This window comes from Rhizobium sp. CIAT894 (assembly GCF_000172795.2).
Taxonomy (GTDB): domain Bacteria; phylum Pseudomonadota; class Alphaproteobacteria; order Rhizobiales; family Rhizobiaceae; genus Rhizobium.
In genome coordinates this window covers 384,055-407,772 of record NZ_CP020952.1, presented here as the reverse complement: position 1 = coordinate 407,772, position 23,718 = coordinate 384,055, and the positions used below count along the sequence as shown (strand labels likewise).

General features: G+C 61.7%; 16 protein-coding genes and 1 pseudogene. 8 read left to right on the top strand and 9 right to left on the bottom strand.

The features are described from left to right. The first annotated feature begins 105 nt into the window (after positions 1-105). The gene (locus tag RHEC894_RS30760; protein ID WP_206427950.1) at positions 106-1,257 is read left to right on the top strand and encodes an alpha/beta fold hydrolase; all 1,152 of its coding nucleotides are present in this window, start codon (positions 106-108) and stop codon (positions 1,255-1,257) included. Between the two features lie 140 nt (positions 1,258-1,397). Next, on the top strand, positions 1,398-2,849 hold the full coding sequence (locus RHEC894_RS30755) for an NCS1 family nucleobase:cation symporter-1 (protein ID WP_085740414.1): 1,452 nt from the start codon (positions 1,398-1,400) through the stop codon (positions 2,847-2,849). 71 nt (positions 2,850-2,920) lie between these two features. Here RHEC894_RS30755 and RHEC894_RS30750 read toward each other — a convergent pair whose 3' ends face one another. After that, positions 2,921-4,801, bottom strand: a complete 1,881-nt coding sequence (locus RHEC894_RS30750) for a HAMP domain-containing methyl-accepting chemotaxis protein (protein ID WP_085740413.1) — start codon at positions 4,799-4,801, stop codon at positions 2,921-2,923. Positions 4,802-5,031: 230 nt separating this feature from the next. Here RHEC894_RS30750 and RHEC894_RS33980 point away from each other — a divergent pair. Together RHEC894_RS33980 and RHEC894_RS30745 are read left to right on the top strand one after the other, a co-directional pair. After that, positions 5,032-5,135, top strand: a pseudogene (locus RHEC894_RS33980) (DUF4272 domain-containing protein); the annotation flags it as partial. A 140-nt stretch (positions 5,136-5,275) separates the two neighbouring features. Further along, positions 5,276-6,319 (top strand): magnesium and cobalt transport protein CorA, encoded by a 1,044-nt coding sequence (locus RHEC894_RS30745; protein ID WP_085740412.1) that lies wholly within the window; start codon positions 5,276-5,278, stop codon positions 6,317-6,319. Positions 6,320-6,333: 14 nt separating this feature from the next. Here RHEC894_RS30745 and RHEC894_RS30740 read toward each other — a convergent pair whose 3' ends face one another. The 3 genes from RHEC894_RS30740 to RHEC894_RS30730 all read right to left on the bottom strand — a co-directional run bounded on the left by RHEC894_RS30740 (position 6,334) and on the right by RHEC894_RS30730 (position 8,446). Continuing rightward, on the bottom strand, positions 6,334-7,107 hold the full coding sequence (locus tag RHEC894_RS30740; protein ID WP_085740651.1) for an aminoglycoside phosphotransferase family protein: 774 nt from the start codon (positions 7,105-7,107) through the stop codon (positions 6,334-6,336). Positions 7,108-7,133: 26 nt separating this feature from the next. Next, positions 7,134-8,015 carry an MBL fold metallo-hydrolase gene (locus tag RHEC894_RS30735; RefSeq protein ID WP_085740650.1) on the bottom strand — a complete coding sequence of 294 codons (882 nt, stop codon included), beginning with the start codon at positions 8,013-8,015 and terminating at the stop codon, positions 7,134-7,136. Positions 8,016-8,083: 68 nt separating this feature from the next. Then, positions 8,084-8,446 (bottom strand): hypothetical protein, encoded by a 363-nt coding sequence (locus RHEC894_RS30730; RefSeq protein ID WP_085740411.1) that lies wholly within the window; start codon positions 8,444-8,446, stop codon positions 8,084-8,086. 271 nt (positions 8,447-8,717) lie between these two features. Between RHEC894_RS30730 and RHEC894_RS30725 the strand changes: the two genes are divergently transcribed. Genes RHEC894_RS30725 through glgB form a run of 3 tightly spaced genes read left to right on the top strand, consistent with a single transcriptional unit; the run spans position 8,718 to position 17,434 of the window. Then, a complete protein-coding gene (locus tag RHEC894_RS30725) occupies positions 8,718-11,945 on the top strand; it encodes an alpha-1,4-glucan--maltose-1-phosphate maltosyltransferase (RefSeq protein WP_085740410.1) in 3,228 nt (1,075 codons plus the stop codon). Beyond that, positions 11,946-15,227 (top strand): maltose alpha-D-glucosyltransferase, encoded by a 3,282-nt coding sequence (gene treS / locus RHEC894_RS30720; RefSeq protein WP_085740409.1) that lies wholly within the window; start codon positions 11,946-11,948, stop codon positions 15,225-15,227. It abuts the gene before it with no gap. Beyond that, positions 15,224-17,434, top strand: a complete 2,211-nt coding sequence (glgB, locus tag RHEC894_RS30715) for a 1,4-alpha-glucan branching protein GlgB (RefSeq protein ID WP_085740408.1) — start codon at positions 15,224-15,226, stop codon at positions 17,432-17,434. The genes treS and glgB overlap by 4 nt, the downstream gene beginning before the upstream one ends. A 7-nt stretch (positions 17,435-17,441) precedes the next feature. Here the strand turns inward: glgB and RHEC894_RS30710 are convergent, their stop codons facing one another. Together RHEC894_RS30710 and RHEC894_RS30705 are read right to left on the bottom strand one after the other, a co-directional pair. Further along, a complete protein-coding gene (locus tag RHEC894_RS30710; protein WP_085740407.1) occupies positions 17,442-19,070 on the bottom strand; it encodes a thiamine pyrophosphate-dependent enzyme in 1,629 nt (542 codons plus the stop codon). Beyond that, positions 19,067-20,242, bottom strand: a complete 1,176-nt coding sequence (locus RHEC894_RS30705; RefSeq protein WP_085740406.1) for an amino acid aminotransferase — start codon at positions 20,240-20,242, stop codon at positions 19,067-19,069. Before RHEC894_RS30705 ends, RHEC894_RS30710 begins: the two co-directional genes overlap by 4 nt. A gap of 153 nt (positions 20,243-20,395) precedes the next feature. Between RHEC894_RS30705 and RHEC894_RS30700 the strand changes: the two genes are divergently transcribed. Beyond that, positions 20,396-20,863: an Lrp/AsnC family transcriptional regulator gene (locus RHEC894_RS30700; RefSeq protein ID WP_085740405.1), complete on the top strand. Its 468-nt coding sequence runs from the start codon at positions 20,396-20,398 to the stop codon at positions 20,861-20,863. 12 nt (positions 20,864-20,875) lie between these two features. Here the strand turns inward: RHEC894_RS30700 and RHEC894_RS30695 are convergent, their stop codons facing one another. Genes RHEC894_RS30695 through RHEC894_RS30685 form a run of 3 tightly spaced genes read right to left on the bottom strand, consistent with a single transcriptional unit; the run spans position 20,876 to position 23,696 of the window. Further along, complete coding sequence (locus RHEC894_RS30695; RefSeq protein ID WP_010068433.1) at positions 20,876-21,637, bottom strand: ABC transporter ATP-binding protein; 762 nt, start codon at positions 21,635-21,637, stop codon at positions 20,876-20,878. Then, positions 21,634-22,674: an iron chelate uptake ABC transporter family permease subunit gene (locus RHEC894_RS30690; protein WP_085740404.1), complete on the bottom strand. Its 1,041-nt coding sequence runs from the start codon at positions 22,672-22,674 to the stop codon at positions 21,634-21,636. The genes RHEC894_RS30695 and RHEC894_RS30690 overlap by 4 nt, the downstream gene beginning before the upstream one ends. Beyond that, entirely contained in the window at positions 22,671-23,696 is a 1,026-nt protein-coding gene (locus RHEC894_RS30685) for an ABC transporter substrate-binding protein (RefSeq protein WP_085740403.1), read from the bottom strand. The genes RHEC894_RS30690 and RHEC894_RS30685 overlap by 4 nt, the downstream gene beginning before the upstream one ends. Between the last annotated feature and the right edge of the window lie 22 nt (positions 23,697-23,718).

Below are 23,718 nucleotides of genomic sequence, written 5' to 3'. Positions count from 1 at the left end.
GCAGGCGATGCCGTCTCGCACCGGCGCGGAAACGGCATGGCGAATGATGACGCGGACAGAGCCACACGCAGGAGAGCGTCTGGCTCGAAGGAAAACGGAGCGATAATGCAGCGACATTTCCGAGACCTGCCAAGGGCAATGCCGGCGATCATCGTCACCATCGGCCTGGCGATGCTTGCCGGCTGCGCCACGCGGCCATCGCCTGAGGTCTTGACGCCGGTTCATCTGAGCGAGCCGGCCTCCTCCCAAACGGCTCCGGACAAGGTGAGCGTGCTCGTCGCGACCAACAGAACTCCCGATAGCGTGCGGGGCGGCTTCGGCAGCACATCGGCCGAGAAACTGACCTATGAGCAATACGCGTTCTCGGTTCCTCCCGGCAGGACGGATACCGTGATTACCTACCCCAAGGCGAAGCCGGATCCGGAACGGCAATTTGCCGTCATCGAGCGCAAGCAACTGCCTGGGGATGCTTTCGTGCAGCAGGCGCTCGCCTCTGTGCAGCCCGACGGCACCGTCGGCATCTTCGTCCATGGCTACAACTACAGTTACCAGGAGGCGCTTTACCGCACCGCCCAGATCGCCGCCGATGCGAAGCTCCCGGGCGCTCCGATCCTGTTTTCCTGGCCTTCGGCCGCATCCGTCGCCGGATATGTCGCCGACCGCGACGCTGCGCTTTCCTCGCGCAGCGAACTCGATTCCCTCGTCACATCGCTCGCGGCATCGGCCAAGGTGAAGCGCATCATCCTGTTCGGGCACAGCATGGGCGGGTTCCTCGTCATGGAGACGGTGCGAGAGCTCAAGCTGCAGCATCGCGACGCCGTCATCGGCAAGCTGGCGGTGGTGCTCGCCGCCCCCGACATCGACGTCGACGTCTTCCGCTCGCAGCTCAAGGATATCGGTCCGATGCCGATGCCGATCTCCCTTCTGGTTTCCAAGGACGACCGGGCGCTCGTGGCCTCGAGCTTCATAGCGGGCGAGCGGCCGCGCGTCGGGCGCCTCGATATTGACGATCCCGTCATCGAGGAGGCGGCCTTGAAGGCGAGGCTTCGGGTCATCGACATCACGTCCATCAAGACCTCCGATGGATTGGGCCATGACCGATACGCGTCACTCGCCAAGTTCGGAGCGCAGCTTGCCTCCTTCGAGAGCGGCAGACGCGCGACCGCCGGCGATGTCGGCGCCTTCGTCTTCGATGCCGCCGGTGCCGCAGTCGCGAGCCCGTTTCGCCTGGCCGGACGGGTCGTCGGCGCCCAATAGCTGCGAGCACGCTCAGGCACATCTGTACAGGCGGCCGCCAACATTGTGTACAATGTGACTATTAAATTGTCAGATGCCTAAATGAGGCGCAGACTTCCGTCCGTGGTCGAGTCGGCCACTGGGGATATGGGAGGGCATTCATGAGCATTCGAAATCCGTCTCCCTCGTTATACAACGAGGATCTTGCACCCGCCGAGGAGCGCAAATGGGGTGCGTTCAGTATCTTTAACGTCTGGACATCTGATGTTCACAGCCTGTGGGGCTACTATCTGGCGGCGAGCCTGTTCCTGCTGTGCGGCAGCTTCGTGAACTTCGTCATCGCCATCGGAATCGGCTCGTTGGTCATCTTCCTGCTGATGAGCCTGGTCGGCAATGCGGGTGTGCGCACGGGTGTGCCCTTTCCGGTTCTGGCGCGCGCCTCCTTCGGCACGTTCGGCGCCAACGTTCCGGCCCTGGTCCGGGCGGTTGTCGCCTGCTTCTGGTACGGCGCGCAGACCGCCGCCGCATCCGGCGCCATCGTCGCCTTGCTGATCAGGAACGAGAGCCTGCTCGCGTTCCACCAGAACAGCCATATGCTCGGTCATTCGACCCTCGAACTCATCTGCTACGTTATCGTCTGGGCGCTGCAGTTGCTGATCATCCAGCGGGGAATGGAAACGGTTCGCAAGTTCCAGGATTGGGCCGGTCCCGCCGTCTGGATCATGATGCTGATCCTGGCCGTCTATCTGGTCGTCAAATCGGGCACCTTCTCCTTCGGTTCGGAAATCCCGCGCGACGTGCTGATCGAGAAGACCAAGGATGCCGGTGTGCCGGGCGAGCCCGGCTCGTTTGCCGCACTTGCCGCAGTGGCCGCCACCTGGATCACCTATTTCGCAGCGCTCTATCTGAATTTCTGCGATTTCTCGCGTTACGCGACGAGCGAAAAGGCGCTGCGCAAAGGCAACCTCTGGGGCCTGCCGATCAACCTCCTGGCGTTCTGCCTTGTCGCGGGTGTCACGACCACGGCCGCCTTCACCGTATATGGCGAGGTCCTGCTGCATCCGGAAATGATATCGGCGAAATTCGACAGCTGGTTCCTGGCGCTGCTTGCGGCACTGACATTCGCGATTGCAACGCTCGGCATCAACGTCGTGGCGAATTTCGTTTCGCCGGCCTTCGACTTCGCCAATGTCTTCCCCCGCCAGATCAATTTCAAACGCGGCGGATACATCGCCGCCTTGATCGCTTTGGTGCTTTATCCGTTTGCCCCCTGGGAGACGGGTGCAGCGCATTTCGTCAACTTCATCGGGTCGACGATGGGGCCGATCTTCGGCATCATGATGGTGGACTACTACCTCATCCGGAAGGGCCAGTTGAACGTCGAGGCGCTCTATCACGAGAATGGCGAGTTCCGATTCCAGAACGGTTGGCACGGCAATGCCTTCATCGCCTTTGTGGTCGGCGCGCTGTTCTCGTCGATCCTGCCGACCTTCACCAGCATCCTGCCGGATTGGTGGGGGACCTATGGCTGGTTCTTCGGCGTCGGGATTGGTGGGGCGATCTATTTTGTTCTGAGAATGGGCGCGCGGCGCAATCCGGCGTTCGCGTCGTGACCGAATGAATAAAAGGCGCCCGGCAAATAGCCGGGCGCCTTTTCATGAGCGGTTTACCTAAGTCGTCTGTATCAGCGGCGTGCGGCAACCGCGTGCATGGCTGGACGCGGCGCGGGCTGCGCCATCGTTCTCGCCGTCGAGCGAAGGGCGGACGATTGGCTGGCCGCATCGTCAAGCCTGAATTGGGCGATAAGTTCACGAAGCGTCTGGGCCTGCTGAGCGAGTGAATCGGATGCGGCGGTCGACTGTTGCACCATGGTGGCGTTCTGTTGCGTGGTCTGGTCCATGCGGTTGACCGCGACATTGACTTCGCTGAGTCCTATAGACTGCTCTTTCGCAGAGGTGGCGATCGAATCCATATGGTGATTGATCTGGGTGATGAAGCCGCCGATGGTCTTCAGGGCCTGGCCGGTGTCGCGCACCAGCTTGACGCCGCTTTCCACCTCCTTGGAGGAGTTCTGGATCAAGCCCTTGATTTCCTTGGCGGCACTTGCCGAGCGTTGGGCAAGTTCGCGCACTTCCTGGGCGACGACCGCAAAACCCTTGCCGGCTTCGCCCGCTCTTGCCGCTTCGACGCCGGCATTCAGTGCGAGAAGGTTGGTCTGGAAGGCGATTTCGTCGATGACGCTGATGATATTGGAAATCTGCTGCGACGAGGTCTCGATGCGCTCCATCGCCTCTTCGGCGTGGGAAACGACTTCTGCGGAGACCCCGGCGCTGCGATTTGCCTCGGTGGCCACCGTGCGGGTCTCCTCGGTTCGCTTGCTGGAGTTCGATACGTTCGCCGTGATCTCTTCCAGTGCGGCCGCCGTCTCTTCCAGCGAAGCTGCCTGTTGCTCCGTGCGCTTTGAAAGATCGCTCGCTCCTGAGGAGATTTCCCGTGTGCCTTCGTCGATCGTGCCGATGCTTTCGGAAATCGCTCTCAGCGTTGCACCGAGCTGGGTGACGGACTGATTGAAGTCATGGCGCAGCGCCTCGAAATCGGGGGCGAAGGCCTCGTTGAGCTGGAAGGCCAGGTCACCTGCGGCGAGCCGCTTCAAACCGGCGGCAAGACCCGAGGTGGCGATGCGCAACCGCTCCGATGCAGCGGTTTCCGCCTGCCTTTGCGCATCGAGGCGATCGGCTTCCGCCCGGCCGCGATTTTCCTCGGCTTCCAGTGCCATCTGCTTGTTCTTGATGGCGGCCTGGCGGAAAATCTCCACCGCGCCCGCCATCGATCCGATCTCGTCGGCGCGGTCGGCAAAGGGGATCTCCGAACCGGTGTCTCCCTCGGCCAGCCGCCGCATCGAAGCGGTGATGCCGGTAATCGGATTGGCGATGGCGGTCAGCACAAAGGCGACAGCGCCGAGAACGAGCAATCCGGCGACACCGATCGTTGCAAGCAGATAGAATTCTATGGAGTCGAAAGTCTCCGCGCTGAGGTCGGCAGCCTTCTTACTGCCGCTGACGTTCAATTCGACCAGGGCGACTGTAGCTTCCTTGAGCTTGTCGGAATAAGAGCGCATCTCTCCGCCCAGATACTGGCCGGCTTCCTCGGTTTTGTTGGCGCGCGAAAGGACGAGAAGCTGCGAGCTGCTGGAGATGTAGCCTTCAACGCTTTCCTTGATCGTCTTGATCAAGTCGCGCTCCCGATCGGACGAAGCCAGTGGAAGATAGGCGTCTGCCGATTTGCGAATCGCATCCTCGGCGACCTTGATGGCGTCCTCGCGTGTTTTCTTTTCCGCCTCCGACTGTGCGATGATGTGATCGCGGTAAGCGAGGCGCAAATTCGTCATGCTGAGATTGATTGCCTGCGAGGCCTGCACGCTCGGTAGCCAGTCGGTGGCGATTTCCTCGGTCGAGCCGTTCGTCTTGCGAAGACCGTCGACCGCGAGGTAGGCGACAACGCCGAAAAGAATGGCTATGACACTGAAAATCAACAGCAAACTGGATTTGATGTTTGGGCGACGCATTGAAAGTCCTCAATAGAACCTCCGGCTTCAGGCCGGACCGATGAGGCATTTTCTAACAAAAAAAATTTAACGATTTGCTCAATGGGTAAAATGCCGTTTACCACCTTCGCGCAGAAGCGAGGCCGTTTTTGCGCAAGGCATATCCCGATAACGCAGGAAATGTTTATCGATCCGTCGCCAGAGACGAGAAATGAGTGAGGCATGATCAGACGCATATTTTCCGCCCTTCGCCGGCCGGATTGGACAAGGGCGTGGTCTACGAATGGACTACGCCCTCAACTGGCTAATCGGCTACATGGATCAGGACTGGTGCGATATTTCCACGGATAGCTGATGTCGCCGGGCAGGGGTATTCTCATTCAGCACCCGTACTGAAGCGGATGCATGTTTTACGAAATAGCATTATGATCGGCGCAACGCGTAGCCGGCGTCGGTGGCGGATCTGTCCGCGCGGGAGTGGGAGGACGGCAGGATTTGGAACAGCTGAAGGATCTGGACAGTGTTTCCCCGCAGGCCGGCAGCGGCTCTGCATCGCTGCCGCATGAGCGGCGGGGCGTGGTGGCTGCCGCCGTGTATCAGCATGGGCAGCGCATCCGCGACATCAGGATAGAGGAGGCCGGGGAATGGCGCAGCCGGGAGAACGCCATCGTCTGGATCGGCCTGCACGAGCCGGATGAGGTGCTGCTGCACCAGGTTCAGGCCGAATTCAATCTGCATCCCCTGGCGATCGAGGATGCGGCGCAGCCCCACCAGCGCCCGAAGCTGGAGATCTATGGTGAGGCGATGTTCATCGTTGCCCGCACCGCCCATATGAAGGATGGCGAAATCGTCTTCGGCGAAACGCATTTGTTCGTCGGCCGCGGGTATGTGGTCTCCGTTCGCCATGGGGACTCGTCCTCTTATCTGGCGGTGCGGCAACGATGTGAAGCGACCCCGACGGCGCTCGCTCACGGCGAAAATTATATCCTTTATTCCATCCTCGATTTCATCGTCGACAACTACATGCCTGTCATCGAAGTCGTGCAGGAGGAGGTCGAGAAGCTCGAGGATCTGGTGCTGCGCGAACAGCTGGGAAAGTCCGATATCGAGCGGCTTTACCTGTTGCGGCGCAAGCTGCTGCGCCTGCGCAATGCCGTGGTGCCGCTCGTCGACGTCTGCCGGCGATATGAACACATCGATCTTCCCGGCATGGACCCGACGCTCCAGTCGCTGTTTCGCGATGTGACGGATCACGTGCGCCGGGTACAGGAAGATATCGACGCTCTGCGCGAAGTCCTCGCTTTCGCCTTCGAGGCGAGCGTAATGATCGGCCAGACGGAACAGACGGCGATTGCCCGTAAGCTCGCCGCCTGGGCGGCAATCCTCGCCGTTCCCACCGCGATCGCCGGTATTTACGGGATGAATTTCAGCGATATGCCCGAACTGAAAACCCAATATGGCTATTTCGTCGTGCTTGGCGTCATCGCCGTGCTGTGTCTGGGGCTGTTCGGCTTCTTCCGCCGGAGGAAGTGGCTCTAGTTTTCGCAGGCGGCTTAGGAGAGCGCTTTCAGCAGCCGATCTCGATATTTCTGGATATAGCCGATATCGCTCAGATACAGCTGCGCGTCGCCTGCGGCCACGTCCTCCACGAAGGTCTCGTCTCCGGCCGAGGCCCTTGCCTGCATGAAATCGACGAGCGCCTGCAGCCGCCTGCAGATCATCTCCGGGAGCTGGCGCCGTTCTTCTGCCGTCGTGCCATAGGCCGTGCAGAAGATTTCCGCTCGCCGCAGCTGTTCGTCGAGGCCCGATATCACGCCGGGATTGGAGGGATCGGACAAGGGCGCCCAGCGATAGACCGCATAGGCCAGATCCCACAGGCGCGGACCAGGATGGGCCGTATCGAAATCGATAATCCCGACAGCCTGATGACCTGCTGTGGCAAGGTTGTAAGGCGCATAATCTCCGTGGCAGACAATCTCGCGCGGTTCTTGCGGGGGCAGCATCCATGTCTGGACCTCTTGATCCCTTGCCAGAAATCCTTCAGATGCCGAATGAAAATCCCGCAGAAGCCTGGCCGCAGACAGCAGCATCGTCTCTGATCCGACAAATGGATCCGCCAAGTCTTCGCAGACGCGCCCGGAGACGTAGCTGACGATCTCCTGGTTTTCCCCGGTGATGGCGATTGGCTCCGGCGCCGCCGCAAAGCCTCTGCTCCTGAGATGCCGCAAGAACCGATGCACCGTCGGCGTCCACGCGCCTGATGGTCTGATGACGGTATCGCCGTCGCGCCAGATCTGTCCGGTTCGCCCGCCTTCCAACGGTTTCACGCCATTGTCTCCCCGCATACCGTCCTCTATGCGCGTTTGCACTTTTCGAAATGAGCCTGAACCGTGGCGCCAAGATTTGTCTCATGGCAGCTCCGGTAGAACGTGACCGTCTCCGAGGGCGTACCCGCAGGAATGGCGACGAAATCGTCAAGCCGGAAACCGTTTGACCGGCTGAGCTGTCCATCCGCCAGCTGCGTTTCGCTCAATCCCTCAACCCGGGCGGCCAGGGCGTCGAAATAGGCAAGGTTCGCCATAACAGTCGAAGGCGAAGACGTCTGGCCATGCGCGGGAATGACCAGCCTGGCGTCGAGGTCGCGGATCCGCTCCAGCGAGGAACGGATCAGGCGAAGGTCTTCGGCACTTCTGCTCCAGACTTCGGGGACAGGATATTCCACCGCGTCGACTGCGAGACAGATGCGAAGTTCGGGAATCCAGATGGCGACATGGTCGGGCGTGTGTCCCGGCGTATGGATGAGCTCGAGCGTAAGATTGCCGCCGTTGAGGACCATCGAGCCGGAGAAGGTGATATCGGGGGCGATGAGCTCGACATCGCCAAACCGCGAATCCTCGCGCACCTTGTTCTTCAAAACCTGCTGTGTCGCGGGATCGCGCAGACGGTCGAGCGCCGCGGCATGCGCAATGATCGGAGCGCGCCCGGCAACAGCGGCATTCCCCCAGAAATGATCCCAATCCATGTGCGAATTGACGACGATCAGCGGACGATCCCCGGCCCTATCTTCAAGCAGGACCAACGCCGTCCGGCAAAGCTCGGGCGTGCCGAGCGTATCGATGAGGACGTTGAACCTCTCGGTCCTGACAAATACGGCATCCACTTCGTCTCCGGCACGGACAATCACGATCCGCTCGTCGAGTTCGGGATGGGAGCACAGTTCCACTGATGGATTCACGTCCGACAACCTCTCATGCAATTGCGCGGATTTCATCACTACATCAAATATTGCGGGATCGCCTTCCTTTAAGGACGGGCAGATTTCTGCCGCACCGGCACATGTACATCCCACCGCCTCATCACGGCGTTCGGCGCGGCGGCCGTACATATCACCATCACGCTGGGTAGCGAGCGACCGAGGCTCTTCGGTGTCCATTGCGCCTGGAGCGGGACCGCGCAGCGGGGAACCAGCACCTTCGCATTGGGGTCCAGCACGTCCCACTGATCGCGGCCTTTGGCGTTCTCCTGAGCGATGAAGTGCCTGGCCTCTTCGCGGATTTCGAAGAGCCCGTGCTTGTCTGGTGTCGAGCGATCGGTGTCGATGCTCCAGGAGGCGAGGCATGTCACGCAAGCCGACAGGGCGACAGTGAGGAGTATTGATCGAAGCATTGTCGCGTTCTCAACCGCCCGATAGGTTCTGGATGCGAAACAGTCAGGGCATCTTTTAGCGCATGGCGGCAATATCTCTACAGGCAAATCATGAGGCCCTCGGATATCGCCGTGCGCGGCTCGATCGGGCGGTGTGACCTGCCAGTGTGATTGAGCAAGCCCCGCATTCGATGCTGTCTGCGATGTCGATGCAGCCGTGAATTGATGGGTTGCGTGGAACAACCTCTGCCAAAGGAAGTTTGCCTGAAAAGCAAACGCGAGGCGGCGGCCGATGTTATTCTCTGCGAAGCAGGGTGCGCACAGCACCCCACCCCGGATCTATTATGTCAATCCGCTGCTCCTCCAAGGCGTCGATGCATGGCGCGAGGTTTTCGACCATGCGGCGGATACCGGTTTCGACCATGTGCTGACGGCGCCCCTTTTCAACAGGGGCGGGGACCGCAGCGTCTTCACCTCACAGGACGTCGATCGCCTCGATCCTCAACTGCAGCTTGGAAGCGCGGTCGAGGATGGGGTGTCGCGTCTGGTGGAGGCCGCCGGCAAGAGCGGCGTCGGCTTGATGATGGACCTGATGCTCGACGGAAAAAGGCAGGATCGGCAAGCGGGCTTTCGCCCCGTCGATCCCAGGTGCTCGCCGCTCGACCCGGCGGAGCCGATGAGCATGATGGGAACGGAGCGGCAATCGCAGCTCTCGGCAGAATGGGTCGAACGGCTGCAGCGGCTGTCCGACGCCGGTCTTGCCGGCTATCGGGTGCTGGGGATTGATCGGGCAACACCGGCGCTTTTCAAAGCGCTGATTGCGGCCGTGCGCGAGAAGGCGGAGGTGCAATTCTTCGCGTGGACGCCCGGCACCGATTTTGCGGTGAGAAGCGCCATCGCCGATGCGGGTTTCGCCGGATGTTTTTCATCGATGGCCTGGTGGGATCTCGACGAAAGATGGTTCGTCGAGGAGCATCGCATCCAGGAGTCGCTCGGCTGGCAGATCGCCTTTCCCGAGCCACCGTTTGCCCGGCGTATCGCGCATGGGACGGAGAGCCGTGAAGTTCTCGAGCGGCGCGCCGTCCGGGCGCTGCGGCTTGCCGCCTCGCTTGGCGGCGGCCTCATGGTCCCCATGGGCTTCGAATATGGTGCGGCGACACCGCTTGATCCGACGCGTGGCGACGGCTCGGGCTTGCGCAGGCTCCGCCATGATCTCGCCTTCGATATCTCATCCGAGATCAGGCTCGCCAATGGCGATATCGGCAAGGCCGGCGAGATGCGGGCTCCGTCGCTTCGCCTGATCCGCAATGCCAACGGGCCGGTTACGGTTCTTGTTCAATCCGAGGCGCAGGATCTTCGTAGCGCGTCCGATGTGCGCTTCATCCTGCTCAACCGGGACCTCAGGCGAAGCGCGCCTGCGCCGGTGACGGCGCTTCGCGAGGCCGCCGCCGGTTTTCTTCCCGTCGCCGCCGATGGCGCGGCCTTGCGTCTGCGGGCAGGGGAGATCCGGGTGATTGAAGGCAAGGCGCCGGAGGCAATTACCTCCAGGCCCGCCCTCGAGGTCGAGCAGGCAACGGTGTCGGCGCGGCTTGCCATCGAAAACATCGCGCCGCGGGTTGATGACGGGCGCTTTCCGGTCAAGCGCGTGGTTGGCGAGACCGTCACCGTCGAAGCGGATATATTCGCCGATGGTCACGATCCGCTTGCAGCCGTCCTGCTTTGGCGGCCGCTCGATGCCATGGCGGAGTGGAGCGAGGCGGAGATGCATCTGGTCGAAAACGACCGCTGGCGCGCCGAATTCCTGCTGGAGCGTATCGGACGCTATGAATTTGCCGTCGAGGCGTGGAAGAACCCGTTTGCGATCTTCCGCTATGAGTTGACCAAGAAGAACGACGCCCGGCTGGACCTGAAGCTCGAACTGCAGGAGGGGCTGAACCTCGTTCGCGCCGCACAGGCCGGGGCCTCCGCATCGCTCAGCTCAGAATTGCAGGCCCTGAGCGACAGTCTTGAAAGCGCGTCCGATGCCGAGCGGACGACGGTCCTGCTCGATCCCGAGACAGCCGCGCTGATGAACAAGGCCGACAAGCGGCCGTTTCGGCTGCGCTCGGCGGCAAGTGCGGTCGATGCCGAGCGTAAGGCGGCGGCCTTTGCCAGCTGGTACCAGATCTTTCCGCGCTCGCAGAGTGGCGATCCGGACCGGCACGGCACCTTCGACGACGTCATTCCGAGATTGCCCGCCATCCGCGACATGGGTTTCGACGTGCTCTACTTTCCGCCCATCCACCCGATCGGAACGACCAACCGGAAGGGACGTAACAACAGCCTGAAGGCTGGGCCGGACGATCCCGGCAGCCCTTATGCCATCGGCTCCGAGGAGGGCGGCCATGATGCCATCCATCCCGAACTCGGTGATTTCGAGGATTTCGGCCGGCTGGTCGAGGAGGCAGGCCGGCATGGGCTGGAGATCGCGCTCGATCTTGCCATCCAGGCTTCGCCGGATCACCCGTGGCTGAAGGAGCATCCCGGCTGGTTCGACTGGAGGCCCGACGGCACGATCAAATATGCCGAGAACCCGCCGAAGAAATACGAGGATATCGTCAATGTCGATTTCTACACGAAGGAGGCGCTGCCCTCCCTATGGGTGGAGATCAGGGATATCGTCCAGCTCTGGGTCGACCAGGGCGTCAAGCTGTTTCGCGTCGACAATCCGCACACCAAGCCTTTCCCATTCTGGGAATGGTTGATCGGCGATATCCGGGCACGCCATCCCGACGTCGTCTTCCTGTCGGAAGCCTTCACCAAGCCGAAAGTCATGTACCGGTTGGCGAAGATCGGCTTTTCCCAGTCCTACACCTATTTCACTTGGCGCAATGCCAAGTGGGAACTCGAGCAATATATGCGGGAGCTGACGGAGACGGCGCCGAAGGAATTCTTCCGCCCGCATTTCTTCGTCAACACCCATGACATCAATCCGGATTTCCTCCAGAACGCGCCGCGCCCGGCCTTTCTGATCCGCGCGGCTTTGGCTGCCACGCTTTCAGGGCTGTGGGGCGTCTATAACGGTTTCGAGCTTTGCGAAGGGCGTCCCGATGCCAAGCGCAAGGAATATGCCGACAGCGAGAAATACGAGATCCGCGCCTGGGATTATAACAGGCCGGGCAACATCATCGCCGAAATCAGGATGCTGAACCGCATTCGGAACGAAAACCCCGCGCTGCATTCGCATCTCGGGCTGACGCTGCTGAATGCCTGGAATGACAACATCCTGTTCTTCGAAAAGGCAAGCCGCGCCCGAGACAATGTTTTGCTGATCGCGATCAGCCTCGACCCCCATAATTTTCAGGAAAGCGATGTCGAGCTACCGCTCTGGAAGTGGTCGCTTGGCGACAGCGGCGGGCTCGACGCGGAGGATTTGGTGACGGGGCATCGGTTCAGATGGAACGGCAAGCGGCAGAGAGTGAGCTTCAATCCTCAGATCCTGCCCTTTGCGATCTGGCGCGTTCGCGCAGCGGAGGCATGAATGGATACGATGAATCCCGGCAACACCGAGCAGCCGCTCTGGTACAAGGATGCAATCATCTACCAGCTGCACATCAAGTCGTTCTACGACGCCAATGGCGATGGCGTCGGTGATTTTGCCGGCCTGCACGCCAAGCTCGATCACATCGCGGCACTTGGCGTCAACGCCATCTGGCTTCTGCCTTTCTTTCCCTCGCCGCGCCGCGACGATGGCTATGACATCGCCGATTACGGCAATGTCAGCCCCGATTACGGGACGCTGGAGGACTTCCGCGCTTTCGTCGACGCCGCTCACCAGCGCAACATCCGCGTCATTATCGAGCTCGTCATCAACCACACCTCCGACCAGCATCCCTGGTTCCAGCGTGCGCGCCAGGCGCCAGCAGGTTCGCCGGAGCGCGACTTCTATGTCTGGGCCGATACCGATCAGAAATTTCCGGAAACGCGCATCATCTTCCTCGATACGGAAAAATCGAACTGGACATGGGATGCGGTGGCCGGCGCCTATTACTGGCACCGTTTCTATTCCCACCAGCCGGATCTCAACTTCGACAGCCCGCTCGTCATGGAGGAATTGCTGAAGGTGATGCGCTTCTGGCTGGAAACCGGCATCGATGGTTTTCGTCTCGACGCGATACCTTATCTCGTCGAGCGCGAGGACACGATCAACGAGAACCTTCCGGAAACCCATGCGATCCTCAAGCGCATCCGCGCCGCCCTCGACGCCACGCACCCTGGCGTCATGCTTCTGGCCGAGGCCAATCAGTGGCCGGAGGATACGCGTGAATATTTCGGCGAGGGCGACGAGTGCCATATGGCCTTCCACTTCCCGCTGATGCCGCGCATGTATATGGCGATCGCCAAGGAGGACCGGTTCCCGATCACCGACATCCTGCGCCAGACCCCCGAAATCCCCGAGAACTGCCAGTGGGCGATCTTCCTGCGCAATCACGACGAACTAACGCTGGAAATGGTCACGGATGCCGAGCGGGATTATCTCTGGGAGACCTACGCCTCCGACAAGCGCGCCCGCATCAATCTCGGCATCAGGCGGCGTCTGGCGCCGCTGATGGAGCGCGACCGCCGGCGCATCGAGCTGATGAACGCGCTTCTGCTTTCGATGCCGGGAACGCCCGTGATCTATTACGGCGACGAGATCGGCATGGGCGATAACATCTATCTCGGTGACCGCGACGGGGTGAGGACGCCGATGCAATGGTCGCCCGACCGCAATGGCGGCTTCTCCCGGACGGACCCGGCGCGTCTCGTCCTGCCGCTGATCGGCGATCCTCTCTACGGTTTCGAGGCCGTCAATGTCGAGGCGCAGAGCACCGACGCGCATTCGCTGCTCAACTGGACGCGCAAGATGCTGGCGCTGCGTGGGCGGCATCCGGCTTTCGGGCGCGGTTCGCTGCGGTTTCTCTCGCCCGAGAACCGCAAGATCCTCGCCTATCTCAGGGAATATGACGGCGAGACCTTGATGTGCGTCGCAAACCTGTCGCGCCTGCCGCAGGCGGTCGAACTCGACCTCTCGGCCTTCGAGGGCCGCGTGCCGATCGAACTGACCGGCATGTCGCCCTTTCCGCCGATCGGGCAACTGACCTATCTGCTGACGCTGCCGCCCTACGGCTTTTTCTGGTTCCAGCTGGAGGCCGATGCCGATCCGCCGGCATGGCGCACCGCGCCGCCCGAACAATTGCCCGATCTCGTGACGATGGTCATTCGCCGCGGCTTGCTCGATCTCGTCGACGAGCCGCGGCTCGGACGCGTCCTCAGCAACGAAATTCTGCCCGCTTATCTCGCCAAGCGGCGGTGGTTCGGCGCAAAGGATCAGCCGCTTCAGGCGGCGCGGCTGATCTCGGCGACACCGATCCCCTATGCCGACGGGGTCGTTCTCGGCGAACTGGAGGTGGACCTGCCGGATCACAGCGAATCCTACCAGCTGCCGCTGGCGGTCGCCTGGGACGACGCGCAGCCCTCCGCTCTGACCCAGCAGCTTGCGCTCGGGCGGGTTCGCCAGGGCAGGCGGGTCGGCTTCTTGACGGATGGGTTCGCGGTCGAGCCGATGGCACGCGGCATCCTGCGCGGGCTGACGGACCGCTCGCGCATCACCGGACGCACCGGCACCCTCGAATTTCTCGGCTCCGAGCGGCTCGACCGTCTTGATGTGACCGACGACATGCCGGTTCATTGGCTCTCGGCCGAACAATCCAACAGTTCGCTGATCGTCGGTGATGTCGCCATGATCAAGCTGATCCGGCACATCTTTCCGGGCGTCCATCCGGAGGTCGAGATGACGCGGTTTTTGACCTGCGCGGGTTACGATCACACCGCTCCACTGCTCGGCGAGGTCGCACACACCGATTCCAGCGGGCGCCGCTCGACCCTGATCATCGTCCAGGGAGCGATCCGCAACCAGGGCGACGCCTGGAACTGGATGCTGAACAACCTGCGCCGCGGCGCCGACGAACTCGTGCTGAACGACCCCGCCGTCGAGCCCGGCGACGACGTCTTCCAGCCGCTTATCAGCTTCGTCGCCATGGTCGGCATGAGGCTCGGCGAGTTGCATGTCGTGCTCTCCGGGGAAAATGCGGACGAGGCTTTCAGCCCTGTCGTCGCCAGCGACGATGAGGTCGAGGCGATCAAGAAGGCGGTGGCGGGCGAAGTCGCCTATGCCATGTCGAAGCTGGCGGAACGCGAGGAGAATGTTGATCCCGCGATCGATCTGCTCGCTCGCCCGCTTCTGGAGCGCCGTTCCGAACTCGTCGAGCTTGGCGCGAGCTTGGCGGAGAGCGTCCGCGGCACGCTGATGACGCGCACGCATGGCGACTTCCATCTCGGCCAGATCCTGGTCAGCGAGGGCGATGCCGTCATCATCGACTTCGAAGGCGAGCCCGCGAAAAATCTCGCGGAGCGCCGGGCGAAGACGGTTCCGCTGCGTGACGTCGCCGGGCTTCTGAGGTCGCTGAGCTACCTCGTCGCCACCGCTCAGCTCGACAATGACGCGGTCACCGAACACGAAAACGAGGTACGCCGCGACGCCATCGCCCGTTTCGGGCGCAATGCCGAGAAGGCCTTTCTCGATACCTATTGGCAAGCGGTATCCGCATCGAAGGCGCTCGCCATGCCGACGGAACAACGGCGGAGGGTTCTCGATGCCTTTCTTCTCGAAAAGGCCGCTTACGAAGTCGCCTATGAAGCCCGCATCAGGCCGAAGTGGCTACCGATCCCGCTTGCCGGCCTAACTGAAATCGTATCGCGCTTGGCGGGAGTAACCGCATGAATGTTGATCGCTCGGAACTTCTCTCAGGCATCGGGCACGATGCACTCTGGGCCTTGCTCGAGGGGCGCCACGGCGACCCCTTCTCGATCCTCGGTCCGCACGAGAGCGGCGGCATGACGATCGTGCGCGTCTATCTGCCGGGCGCCGAAGGCGTCGATCTCATCGACGCAGCGAGCGGCAGGGTGGTCGCGCCTTTCAGCATCGCTCACCCCTCCGGCTTGTTTGCGGCGGCGACGGGTTCCAGGATGCCCTACCGGTTGCGGATCACTTGGCCGGACGGCGAGCAGATCACCGAGGACCCCTACAGTTTCGGGCTTCTGCTCGGAGAACTCGATCTCCACCTGATATCCGAGGGCACCCATTACAGCCTGAGCCGGACGCTCGGCGCGGTCGAGATGTCGGTCGACGGCGTGGCCGGCGTTCGTTTCGCCGTCTGGGCGCCGAATGCCCGCCGTGTCTCGGTCGTCGGCGATTTCAACGCTTGGGACGGGCGGCGAAACCCGATGCGTCTGAGACAGTCGGCGGGCGTCTGGGAACTGTTTATTCCTCGGCTGGCGCCCGGGGAGAGATATAAATTCGAGATCGTCGATGCCGAGGGAATCTGCCTGCCGCAGAAGGCTGATCCAGTTGCGAGAGCCAGCGAGCCGGCCCCTTCCACCGCATCCATCGTCGCATCGTCGACACCGTTTCGATGGAGCGATGACGGCTGGATGAAGGGCCGGTCCGGGCAGGCGAGATTGGAGGGCGCAATGTCCGTTTACGAGGTTCATGCCGGTTCCTGGCTGCGCGACCAGAAGGACGGTAACAGGCATCTCGACTGGGTCGAGCTCAGCCAGCGGCTCGTTCCCTATGCCAGCGACATGGGATTTACCCATATCGAGCTGCTGCCGATTATGGAGCATCCCTTCGGCGGATCCTGGGGCTATCAGCCGCTCGGCCTGTTTGCCCCGACCGGCCGATATGGAACGCCGGAGGATTTCGCCTATTTCGTCGACCGCTGTCACGGTGCCGGGATCGGCGTCATTCTCGACTGGGTACCGGCCCATTTCCCCACGGATGTCTGGGGTCTTGCCCGCTTCGATGGCACCGCGCTCTACGAACACGAGGACCCCCGCGAGGGCTTTCACCGTGACTGGAACACGCTGATCTACAATCTCGGCCGCAACGAGGTGAAGGGTTTCCTGATCGCCAGCGCGCTCGAGTGGCTCGAGCGCTATCATGTCGACGGCTTGCGCGTCGATGCCGTGGCCTCGATGCTTTACCGCGACTACAGCCGCAATGAAGGCGAGTGGATCCCAAATCAGTTTGGCGGGCGTGAGAACCTTGAGGCGGTCGAATTCTTCAAGCACCTGAACAGCATCATCCACGAGCGCTGCCCGCATGCAATTGTTATAGCCGAGGAATCGACGGCCTGGCCTGGCGTCACCAAGCCGCCGGCTGAGGGCGGCCTGGGCTTCGACATCAAATGGAACATGGGCTGGATGCATGACAGCCTAAGCTACATCGAGAAGGACCCGGTCTATCGGAGTTATCATCACGGCACGATGACCTTCGGCATGATCTATGCCTATTCCGAGCGCTTCATGCTGCCGATTTCCCATGACGAGGTGGTCTACGGAAAAGGCTCGCTGCTGACGAAGATGCCGGGCGACGATTGGCAGAAATTCGCCAATCTGCGCAGCTATCTCGCCTTCATGTGGGGCCATCCCGGCAAGAAGCTCCTGTTCATGGGAAGCGAAGTCGCCCAGCCGCGCGAATGGAGCCATGACGCTTCGGTGACCTGGGACGTGCTGGACCGGCCGGCGCATATCGGCATTCAACGCCTCGTCAAGGATATGAATAGCCTCTACGGGGACGAGCCAGCGTTGCAGTTCGGTGATTTTCATCCCGAGGGCTTCGAATGGGCGGCCGCCGACGATGCCGTCAATTCCGTTCTCGGCATGCTCCGTTATGCACCCGACCGTTCCTCGTCTGTCCTGGTCGTATCGAATTTCACGCCGGTGCCGCGTTACGGTTACAGGATCGGCGTGCCGCAGGATGGTGTGTGGATCGAGCGGATCACGACGGATGCGCGGGAATATGGCGGTTCCGGCCTTGTCAACGGTGCGCTGCCGAGCGAACCCGTACCGGCCCACGGCAGGCCGGCTTCCTTGTCGCTGACGCTGCCGCCGTTGGCGACGGTCTTTTTCAAGGGACCGTCGCCTTGATCGGGATTCATTCGGCGTGCGGCGCCGGATGAATGAAGGGCCAGGGGCTTGCCTCGGATCCTTTCTCGATGGGAACCTCGATGAGCACGGGTTCGTCGAGAGAGAGGGCCTTACCGATCGTCTCTTTCAGTTCGCCGGGGCTCGTTACCCTGAATGACCGGATGCCGAAGCTTTCCCCAAGGGCGACAAAATCGGGATTGGTGAGATCCGAACCGAGATAGCGGCCGTGATAGGCCTGCTTCTGGTCGCGCAGCACGTTGCCATAAGCCGAATTGTTGAAGACGATGGCGACGACATTGATCTTGTGCTGGACGGCGGTGGCAAGTTCCTGAACGCCGAACATGAAGCCGCCATCGCCGGAAACAGAAATAACCGCTTTGTCGGGATTGGCGACTTTCACGCCAAGGGCTGTATTGAAACCAAAACCCAGATTGTCCTGATAACCGCAGGTCACGTATTGTCGCGGGCCGTAGACCGGGAAGGCAAATCGGGCGGTAAAGCCCATCTGGCTCACCTCCTCGACGAAGAAGCCGTCTCTCGGAAGAGCCTGGCGAATGGCGTCGAGATAGGCGAGTTGCGGCCGCACTCCCGAGAAACGAGATCTGGCATCTTTGTTGAGGTCGGCGAATTCGCCGCCGCGATCCTCGCGGTGGGAACCTGCCAATGCGTCGATCAGCGCCTGCGTTCCGGCCTTGGCATCGGCGACAATGCCGACTTCAGGCTTGAGGCGGACCATTTCGGTCGGATCGATGTCGATGCGGATGACCTTGAGGCCTTTGGGAAGCCATTTCCAGCGCATGAACTGCAATTCGAGCCGGCTGCCGATCCCGATCAGAACGTCGGTCTTCTTCCAGTATTCATAAGCGGCGACGAAATTCAGGGTGTTCGGGTGGTCGTCGGCGACGATGCCCTTGCCGGAACGATGGGAGGTAACGGGCGACTGCAGCAATTCCGCGAGAGCGGCGATCTCGGCCCCGGCATCCGCCGCACCACCGCCGACCATGATCATCGGATTCTCGGCACCCGATATCAGTGCGGCGGCGGCGGCGATCTGATCGGGGTTGACGGCGGGACGAGGCGTCCCCGTGCCCACGGGAAGATCGACTTCGGGGCCGGATTGGCCAAACACGTCCCATGGGGCTTCGACCGCTCCCGGACCCTGACGGCCGGAAAGCATTTTGCCGACGACCTCGGCCATGACAGGTCCGGCCTCGGACTGATGATTGATGCGTTCCGCCACCTTGGTAATGCCGCGCATCGTCGCGAGTTGATCGGGCAGTTCGTGCAACTGCCCTCTGCCCTGGCCGATCAGGTGAGACATGATGTTGCCGGTGACACAAAGCACCGGCGCGTTGGCGCCGTAAGCGGTGCAAAGAGCAGCACCCGAATTGAGAACGCCGGGGCCGGGGACGACGGTATAGGCACCGATCCGTCCGGTGGATTTGGCATAGCCATAGGCCATATATCCGGCGCCCTGTTCGTGCCGGGTATGAATGAACCGGACCTCGTCACGGGCGCCGTGGAGGGCATCGTTGAAATCATACATGTGGGCGCCTGGGATGCCGAACACCGTGTCGATGCCATGGGCGACGAGGGAACGGGTCAGTGCCTGGCCGGTCGTTTCTTTCTTGCTCATTTCAAGCAACCTTCAGCGCGAAGTGCAGTGACGATGGCGCCGGCATCGGCCGGCTGCATGCCTGCAAGATTCATACGGCCGGAATCGGCCATGTAGATGCCGTGTGTGGCGCGGAGCGCCGCGGCCGTTTCTTTGGACATGGAGAGATTGGAGAACAGCCCGCGTTGCCGGCTGATGAAGACGAGATCGGGGGCTGCGGCGGCAAGCGCGGCGCGGTTGCCGTTGACGCGCTGGCACATCTCATCGAGTTCGGCACGCCACATTGCCGACATTTCGGGGCTTTCGAGGATGGTCCTGACGATCGCGGCGCCGTGATCGGGCGGCATGGACCAGTTCACACGGGCAAGTGCTGCCATGTTGCTCTCGGCCTTGCCGATGTCGTCGACATTGCGGGTCATGACGTAAAGCGCGCCGACGCGCTCGCGATAGAGACCGAAATTCTTGTCGCAGGAATAGGCGACCAGCGCCTCATCGACCGCGTCGAGGACCATGCGTGTCGGTGCGGCGTCCTGTTCGAGACCATCGCCAAGCCCCTGATAGGCAAGATCGATGAACGGCACCAGCTTCTGCGCAACGAGGAGATCGGTGATCTCTCGCCACTGCTCCATGGTAAAATCGATGCCGGTCGGATTATGGCAGCAACCGTGAAGGAGCACGACATCGCCCTCGCTCGCAGAAGACAAGGCATCGATGACGTTTTCGAATTTGACCTGCTGCAATGTCAGGTCGACGAAGGCGTAGTCTTTTACCGCCAAACGCGCCGAGCCGAAGATCGGTGCATGGTTTGGCCAGCTCGGTGTGCCCAGCAGAACTTTTGCCGAAGGATTTGCCGTCTGGATGAGCTCAGCGCCGAGGCGCAGCGCGCCGCTTCCACCCGGTGTCTGAATGCCGACAAGACGGTGATCGAACTTTGGCGATTTGCCGAAAATAATCGGCTGCAGCAGGCGGACGAATTGCAGATCGCCCTCGGGGCCGAGATATTTCTTGCTGTCCTGGGTTTCGAGAAGAAACTGTTCAGCCGCCTTCACGGCACGCATAACGGGCGTGCGCCCCATGGCGTCACGATAGACGCCGACGCCGAGGTCGATCTTTCCGCTGCGATCGTCAGCCTGAAAAGTCTTGATGAGTGCAAGCAGGCTGTCGGCCGGCCGGGTATTCAGTTGCTCAAACACAAGTCCACCTCGTTTCTGTAAATTTGGGTCGGAGATTAACTGAGTTCCCACGGCGAATTTCTGCGAATATCTCCCTATGTGGATGCATTCATGCAGACAATCGGCATGGTCTGGCTATAACATGCAGAAATTCTCCTAATTCGAGTGGCGTCGATGCTTGACCAGTTCGATATCAAATTGCTTGCCGCGCTTCAGCAAAACAGCGAGCTGACGCAGGGTGAACTGTCTCAGAAGGTCAATCTCTCCGCGACCCAATGTGCACGCCGTTTGGAACGGCTGCGCAATGAGCAGTACATTCAGAACGTCGTGGCCATCCTCAATCCAGTAAAATTGGGTTTCAGTGTTGTCGCTCATACGCTTGTCAGCCTGCGCGCCCATACCGAAGGCGGAAACGAGAGGCTGCATCGCTTCATCGAGACCGCGCCGGAGATTCTGGAATGTTATTCGCAGACCGGCGACGCCGATTTTCTGATGAAGGTCATGACCCGTGACCTCGACCATCTCAGCCAGTTTCTCGAAAGAATGATCCGGGTCACCGACAACCTGGCCTCGGTCAAATCGAGCATCGTGCTCAAGACGCTGAAAAAGACGACCGCCTTGCCGCTGCAGATCGTGACGTGAGGGCGGGCGCTCTCACCTGAGATAGTGGATGTGCGGGCGCGAATGATGGGGCGAGGCTTCGATGCGGGCCTCGACGGAAAAGACCTCGCGCAGCAGTTTCTCGCTCAGCACGTCGTCAGGCGCGCCGGAGGCGACGATCCTGCCCTGCTGCATGATGATGAGCTCATCGCAGAACATGGCGGCATGGTTGAGATCGTGCAGAGCGACGATGCTGGTGATCGGCAGGCCGGAGACGAGCCGCATCAGGCCGATCTGGTGCTGGATGTCGAGATGGTTTGTGGGTTCGTCGAGGATCAATTCCTGCGGCGACTGGGCGAGCGCCCTGGCGATATGGGTGCGCTGTTTTTCGCCGCCCGACAGGTTCTGCCAGCGCTCGTCGCGCTTTTCCGCCATGCCGGCGCGCGCGAGTGCGGCCTCGACCGCCTCTTCGTCGGATCTCGTCCAGCCCGAGAACATCGAGCGGTGCGGGAAGCGGCCGAGCTTGACGACGTCGACGACCTTCAGATTGGCGTTCGTCGTCGCGTGCTGTTCGACGAAGGCAATGCGACGGGCGATCGACCGGCGGCTGATCGTGCCGATATCGCTCCGGTCGAGGGTGACGCGGCCGGAATGCGGCCGCTTCAGGCCGGCGAGAAGCCGCAGCAGCGAGGTCTTTCCCGAGCCGTTGGGGCCGAGCAGGCCGAGCATCCGACCCGGCTGCGCCTCCATGGAGACGCCGTCCAGGATGGTCTTCCTGCCAATTCTCCAGGTGAGATTGTCGGCCTTGATGCTCATGACGCGCGCTGGAACCGGTAGAGGATGATCGAGAAGAAGGGCACACCCACCAGTGCCGTGACGACGCCGATCGGCAGAATCTGGTTGGGAATGAGGGCGCGCGCGGCAATGTCGGCGAGCACCATGAAGATCGCTCCCGCGATGGCGCAGGCCGGCAGGAGACGGATATGCAGCGGCCCGACGACGAAGCGGGCGACATGCGGCACGACGAGGCCGACGAAGCCGATCGAGCCGACCATACTGACGATGGTGGCCGTCATCATCGCGGTCAGCGCGAAGAGCACCATGCGGGCGCGGCTGACATTGACGCCGAGCGAGGATGCCGCCTCGTCGCCGAACGCAAAGGCGTCGAGCACGCGGGCATAGAGCAGACAGGCGGCGAGGCCGAAGCCGACGACGATCGAGACCAGCGCGAATTCCGGCCAGCGCACGCCGCTGAAGCTGCCGAGCAGCCAGAACATGACGTCGCGCGCCTGCTGCGCATTGGCCGAGGTGGTGACGATATAGGAGGTCGAGGCGTTGAAGAGTTGCGATGCGGCGACACCGGCAAGGATGGTGCGGTCCGCTCCGCCGCGTGTGCCGTTCGACAGCAGCGCCACGAAGAAGAAGGCCGCGAAGGCGCCGGCAAAGGCGCCTGCCGAAAGCGACACCGCGCCGGCACCGACACCCAAGATGACGATCGCGACGGCGCCGGTGGAGGCGCCGGCCGAGATGCCGAGCACATAGGGCTCGGCCAGAGGGTTGCGCAGCAGCGACTGCATGATGGCGCCCGACAGTGCCAGTCCCGCGCCGCAGAAGGCGGCGACGAGCGCGCGGCTCAGGCGATAATCCCAGATCACGGTCTCATGGATGCGGTTCAGCTCGACCGCGGTCCAGCCGAGCCGGTTGGTGACGGCCGAAAATGTGGTCGCAAGCGGAATCGGCAGGTCGCCGATCCCGACGCTGACGCCGATGGCGACAGCGATGAGGCAGAGGGAGGCGAGCAGCAGTGCGGTGACGGCTCCCAGCCGCCGGAAGAGACGGCCCGCGTCGGTCACTTCAGGAGACCGAGGGCCTTCAGCTGCTCGGCCACCTGCTCGGCGCCGTAGATCGTGCGGATGGTCGGGTTCATCGCCTGGCCGTCCATCACGACGAGCGCCTTGTTCTTGACGGCCGGGATCTGGCTGACGGCCGGATCGGTGTTCAGGAAGTTGATCTTGGCTTCCGGTTTGTCGAGCTCCCAGCGGTTGCGGTCGAGGCTGGCGACGACGATGACATCGGGATTGGAGGCGATGATGCCTTCCCAGCCGACGGTTGGCCATTCCGCGTCCGCGGTGATCGCATTGTGGCCGCCGAGCAGGTCGGCGATGAAACCGGAGGCGCTGTTCTTGCCGCCGACATAGGCGTCGGCCGACGGGCTGGGGCTGGAGAACCAGAAGACGTAGGAGAGGCTCTGACCGTCCTTGGCAACGCTCCCGCGAAGCTTAGCTTCGCGCGCCTTAAAGTCGGCGATCAGGGCCTGGCCGCGATCGGCGACGTCAAAAATCTGAGAGAGTTCATCGATCTCCCTGTAGAGGAGATCCATGTTCCACAGCTCGCCGCGGCTGCCGTACTGGTCCTTGACGTCCTTGGTACTGAGGCAGGTGCTCGGCGAGAGATAGGTTGAAACGCCGACCTTGTCGAAATCCTCGCGCTTGGCGATCTTGCTGTTCGGGCCGACGAGGCTCGGCAGGGCGACGGCCACGAAATCGGGATTTTCGGCGAGTATGGATTCGAACGTCGGCATCTCGACGGTGAGAAGCTTGACCTGGGAATTGGCTTCGGCAAGCTGCGGCAGCACCTTGCTCGGCCAGAAGGCCGTGCCGACCATCTTGTTCTGAAGACCGAGCAGCAGCAGGATTTCCGCGCTGTTCTGGCCAAGCCCGATGGCCCGCTCTGGTGCCTTCTTGAAGGTCACCTCGGCGCCGCAATTTTTCAAAGTCAGCGGATAGGTCGTCGAACCGGCCCAAGACGGGGTTGCGGCAAGGCCGATCAGAGCGGAGAGGCCGCAGGCGGTGAGAATGGATTTGAGGCTGGTCACGAAGAAATCCCGGTGCGTGAAT

Bases quoted from the DNA above. Each gene is read 5' to 3' on its own strand.
- RHEC894_RS30730 (WP_085740411.1), bottom strand. From the start codon at position 8,446: ATGCTTCGATCAATACTCCTCACTGTCGCCCTGTCGGCTTGCGTGACA.
- RHEC894_RS30710 (WP_085740407.1), bottom strand. From the start codon at position 19,070: ATGAGCAAGAAAGAAACGACCGGCCAGGCACTGACCCGTTCCCTCGTC.
- RHEC894_RS30725 (WP_085740410.1), top strand. From the start codon at position 8,718: ATGTTATTCTCTGCGAAGCAGGGTGCGCACAGCACCCCACCCCGGATC.
- glgB (WP_085740408.1), top strand. From the start codon at position 15,224: ATGAATGTTGATCGCTCGGAACTTCTCTCAGGCATCGGGCACGATGCA.
- RHEC894_RS30700 (WP_085740405.1), top strand. From the start codon at position 20,396: ATGCTTGACCAGTTCGATATCAAATTGCTTGCCGCGCTTCAGCAAAAC.
- RHEC894_RS30695 (WP_010068433.1), bottom strand. From the start codon at position 21,637: ATGAGCATCAAGGCCGACAATCTCACCTGGAGAATTGGCAGGAAGACC.
- RHEC894_RS30755 (WP_085740414.1), top strand. From the start codon at position 1,398: ATGAGCATTCGAAATCCGTCTCCCTCGTTATACAACGAGGATCTTGCA.
- RHEC894_RS30760 (WP_206427950.1), top strand. From the start codon at position 106: ATGCAGCGACATTTCCGAGACCTGCCAAGGGCAATGCCGGCGATCATC.
- treS (WP_085740409.1), top strand. From the start codon at position 11,946: ATGGATACGATGAATCCCGGCAACACCGAGCAGCCGCTCTGGTACAAG.
- RHEC894_RS30750 (WP_085740413.1), bottom strand. From the start codon at position 4,801: ATGCGTCGCCCAAACATCAAATCCAGTTTGCTGTTGATTTTCAGTGTC.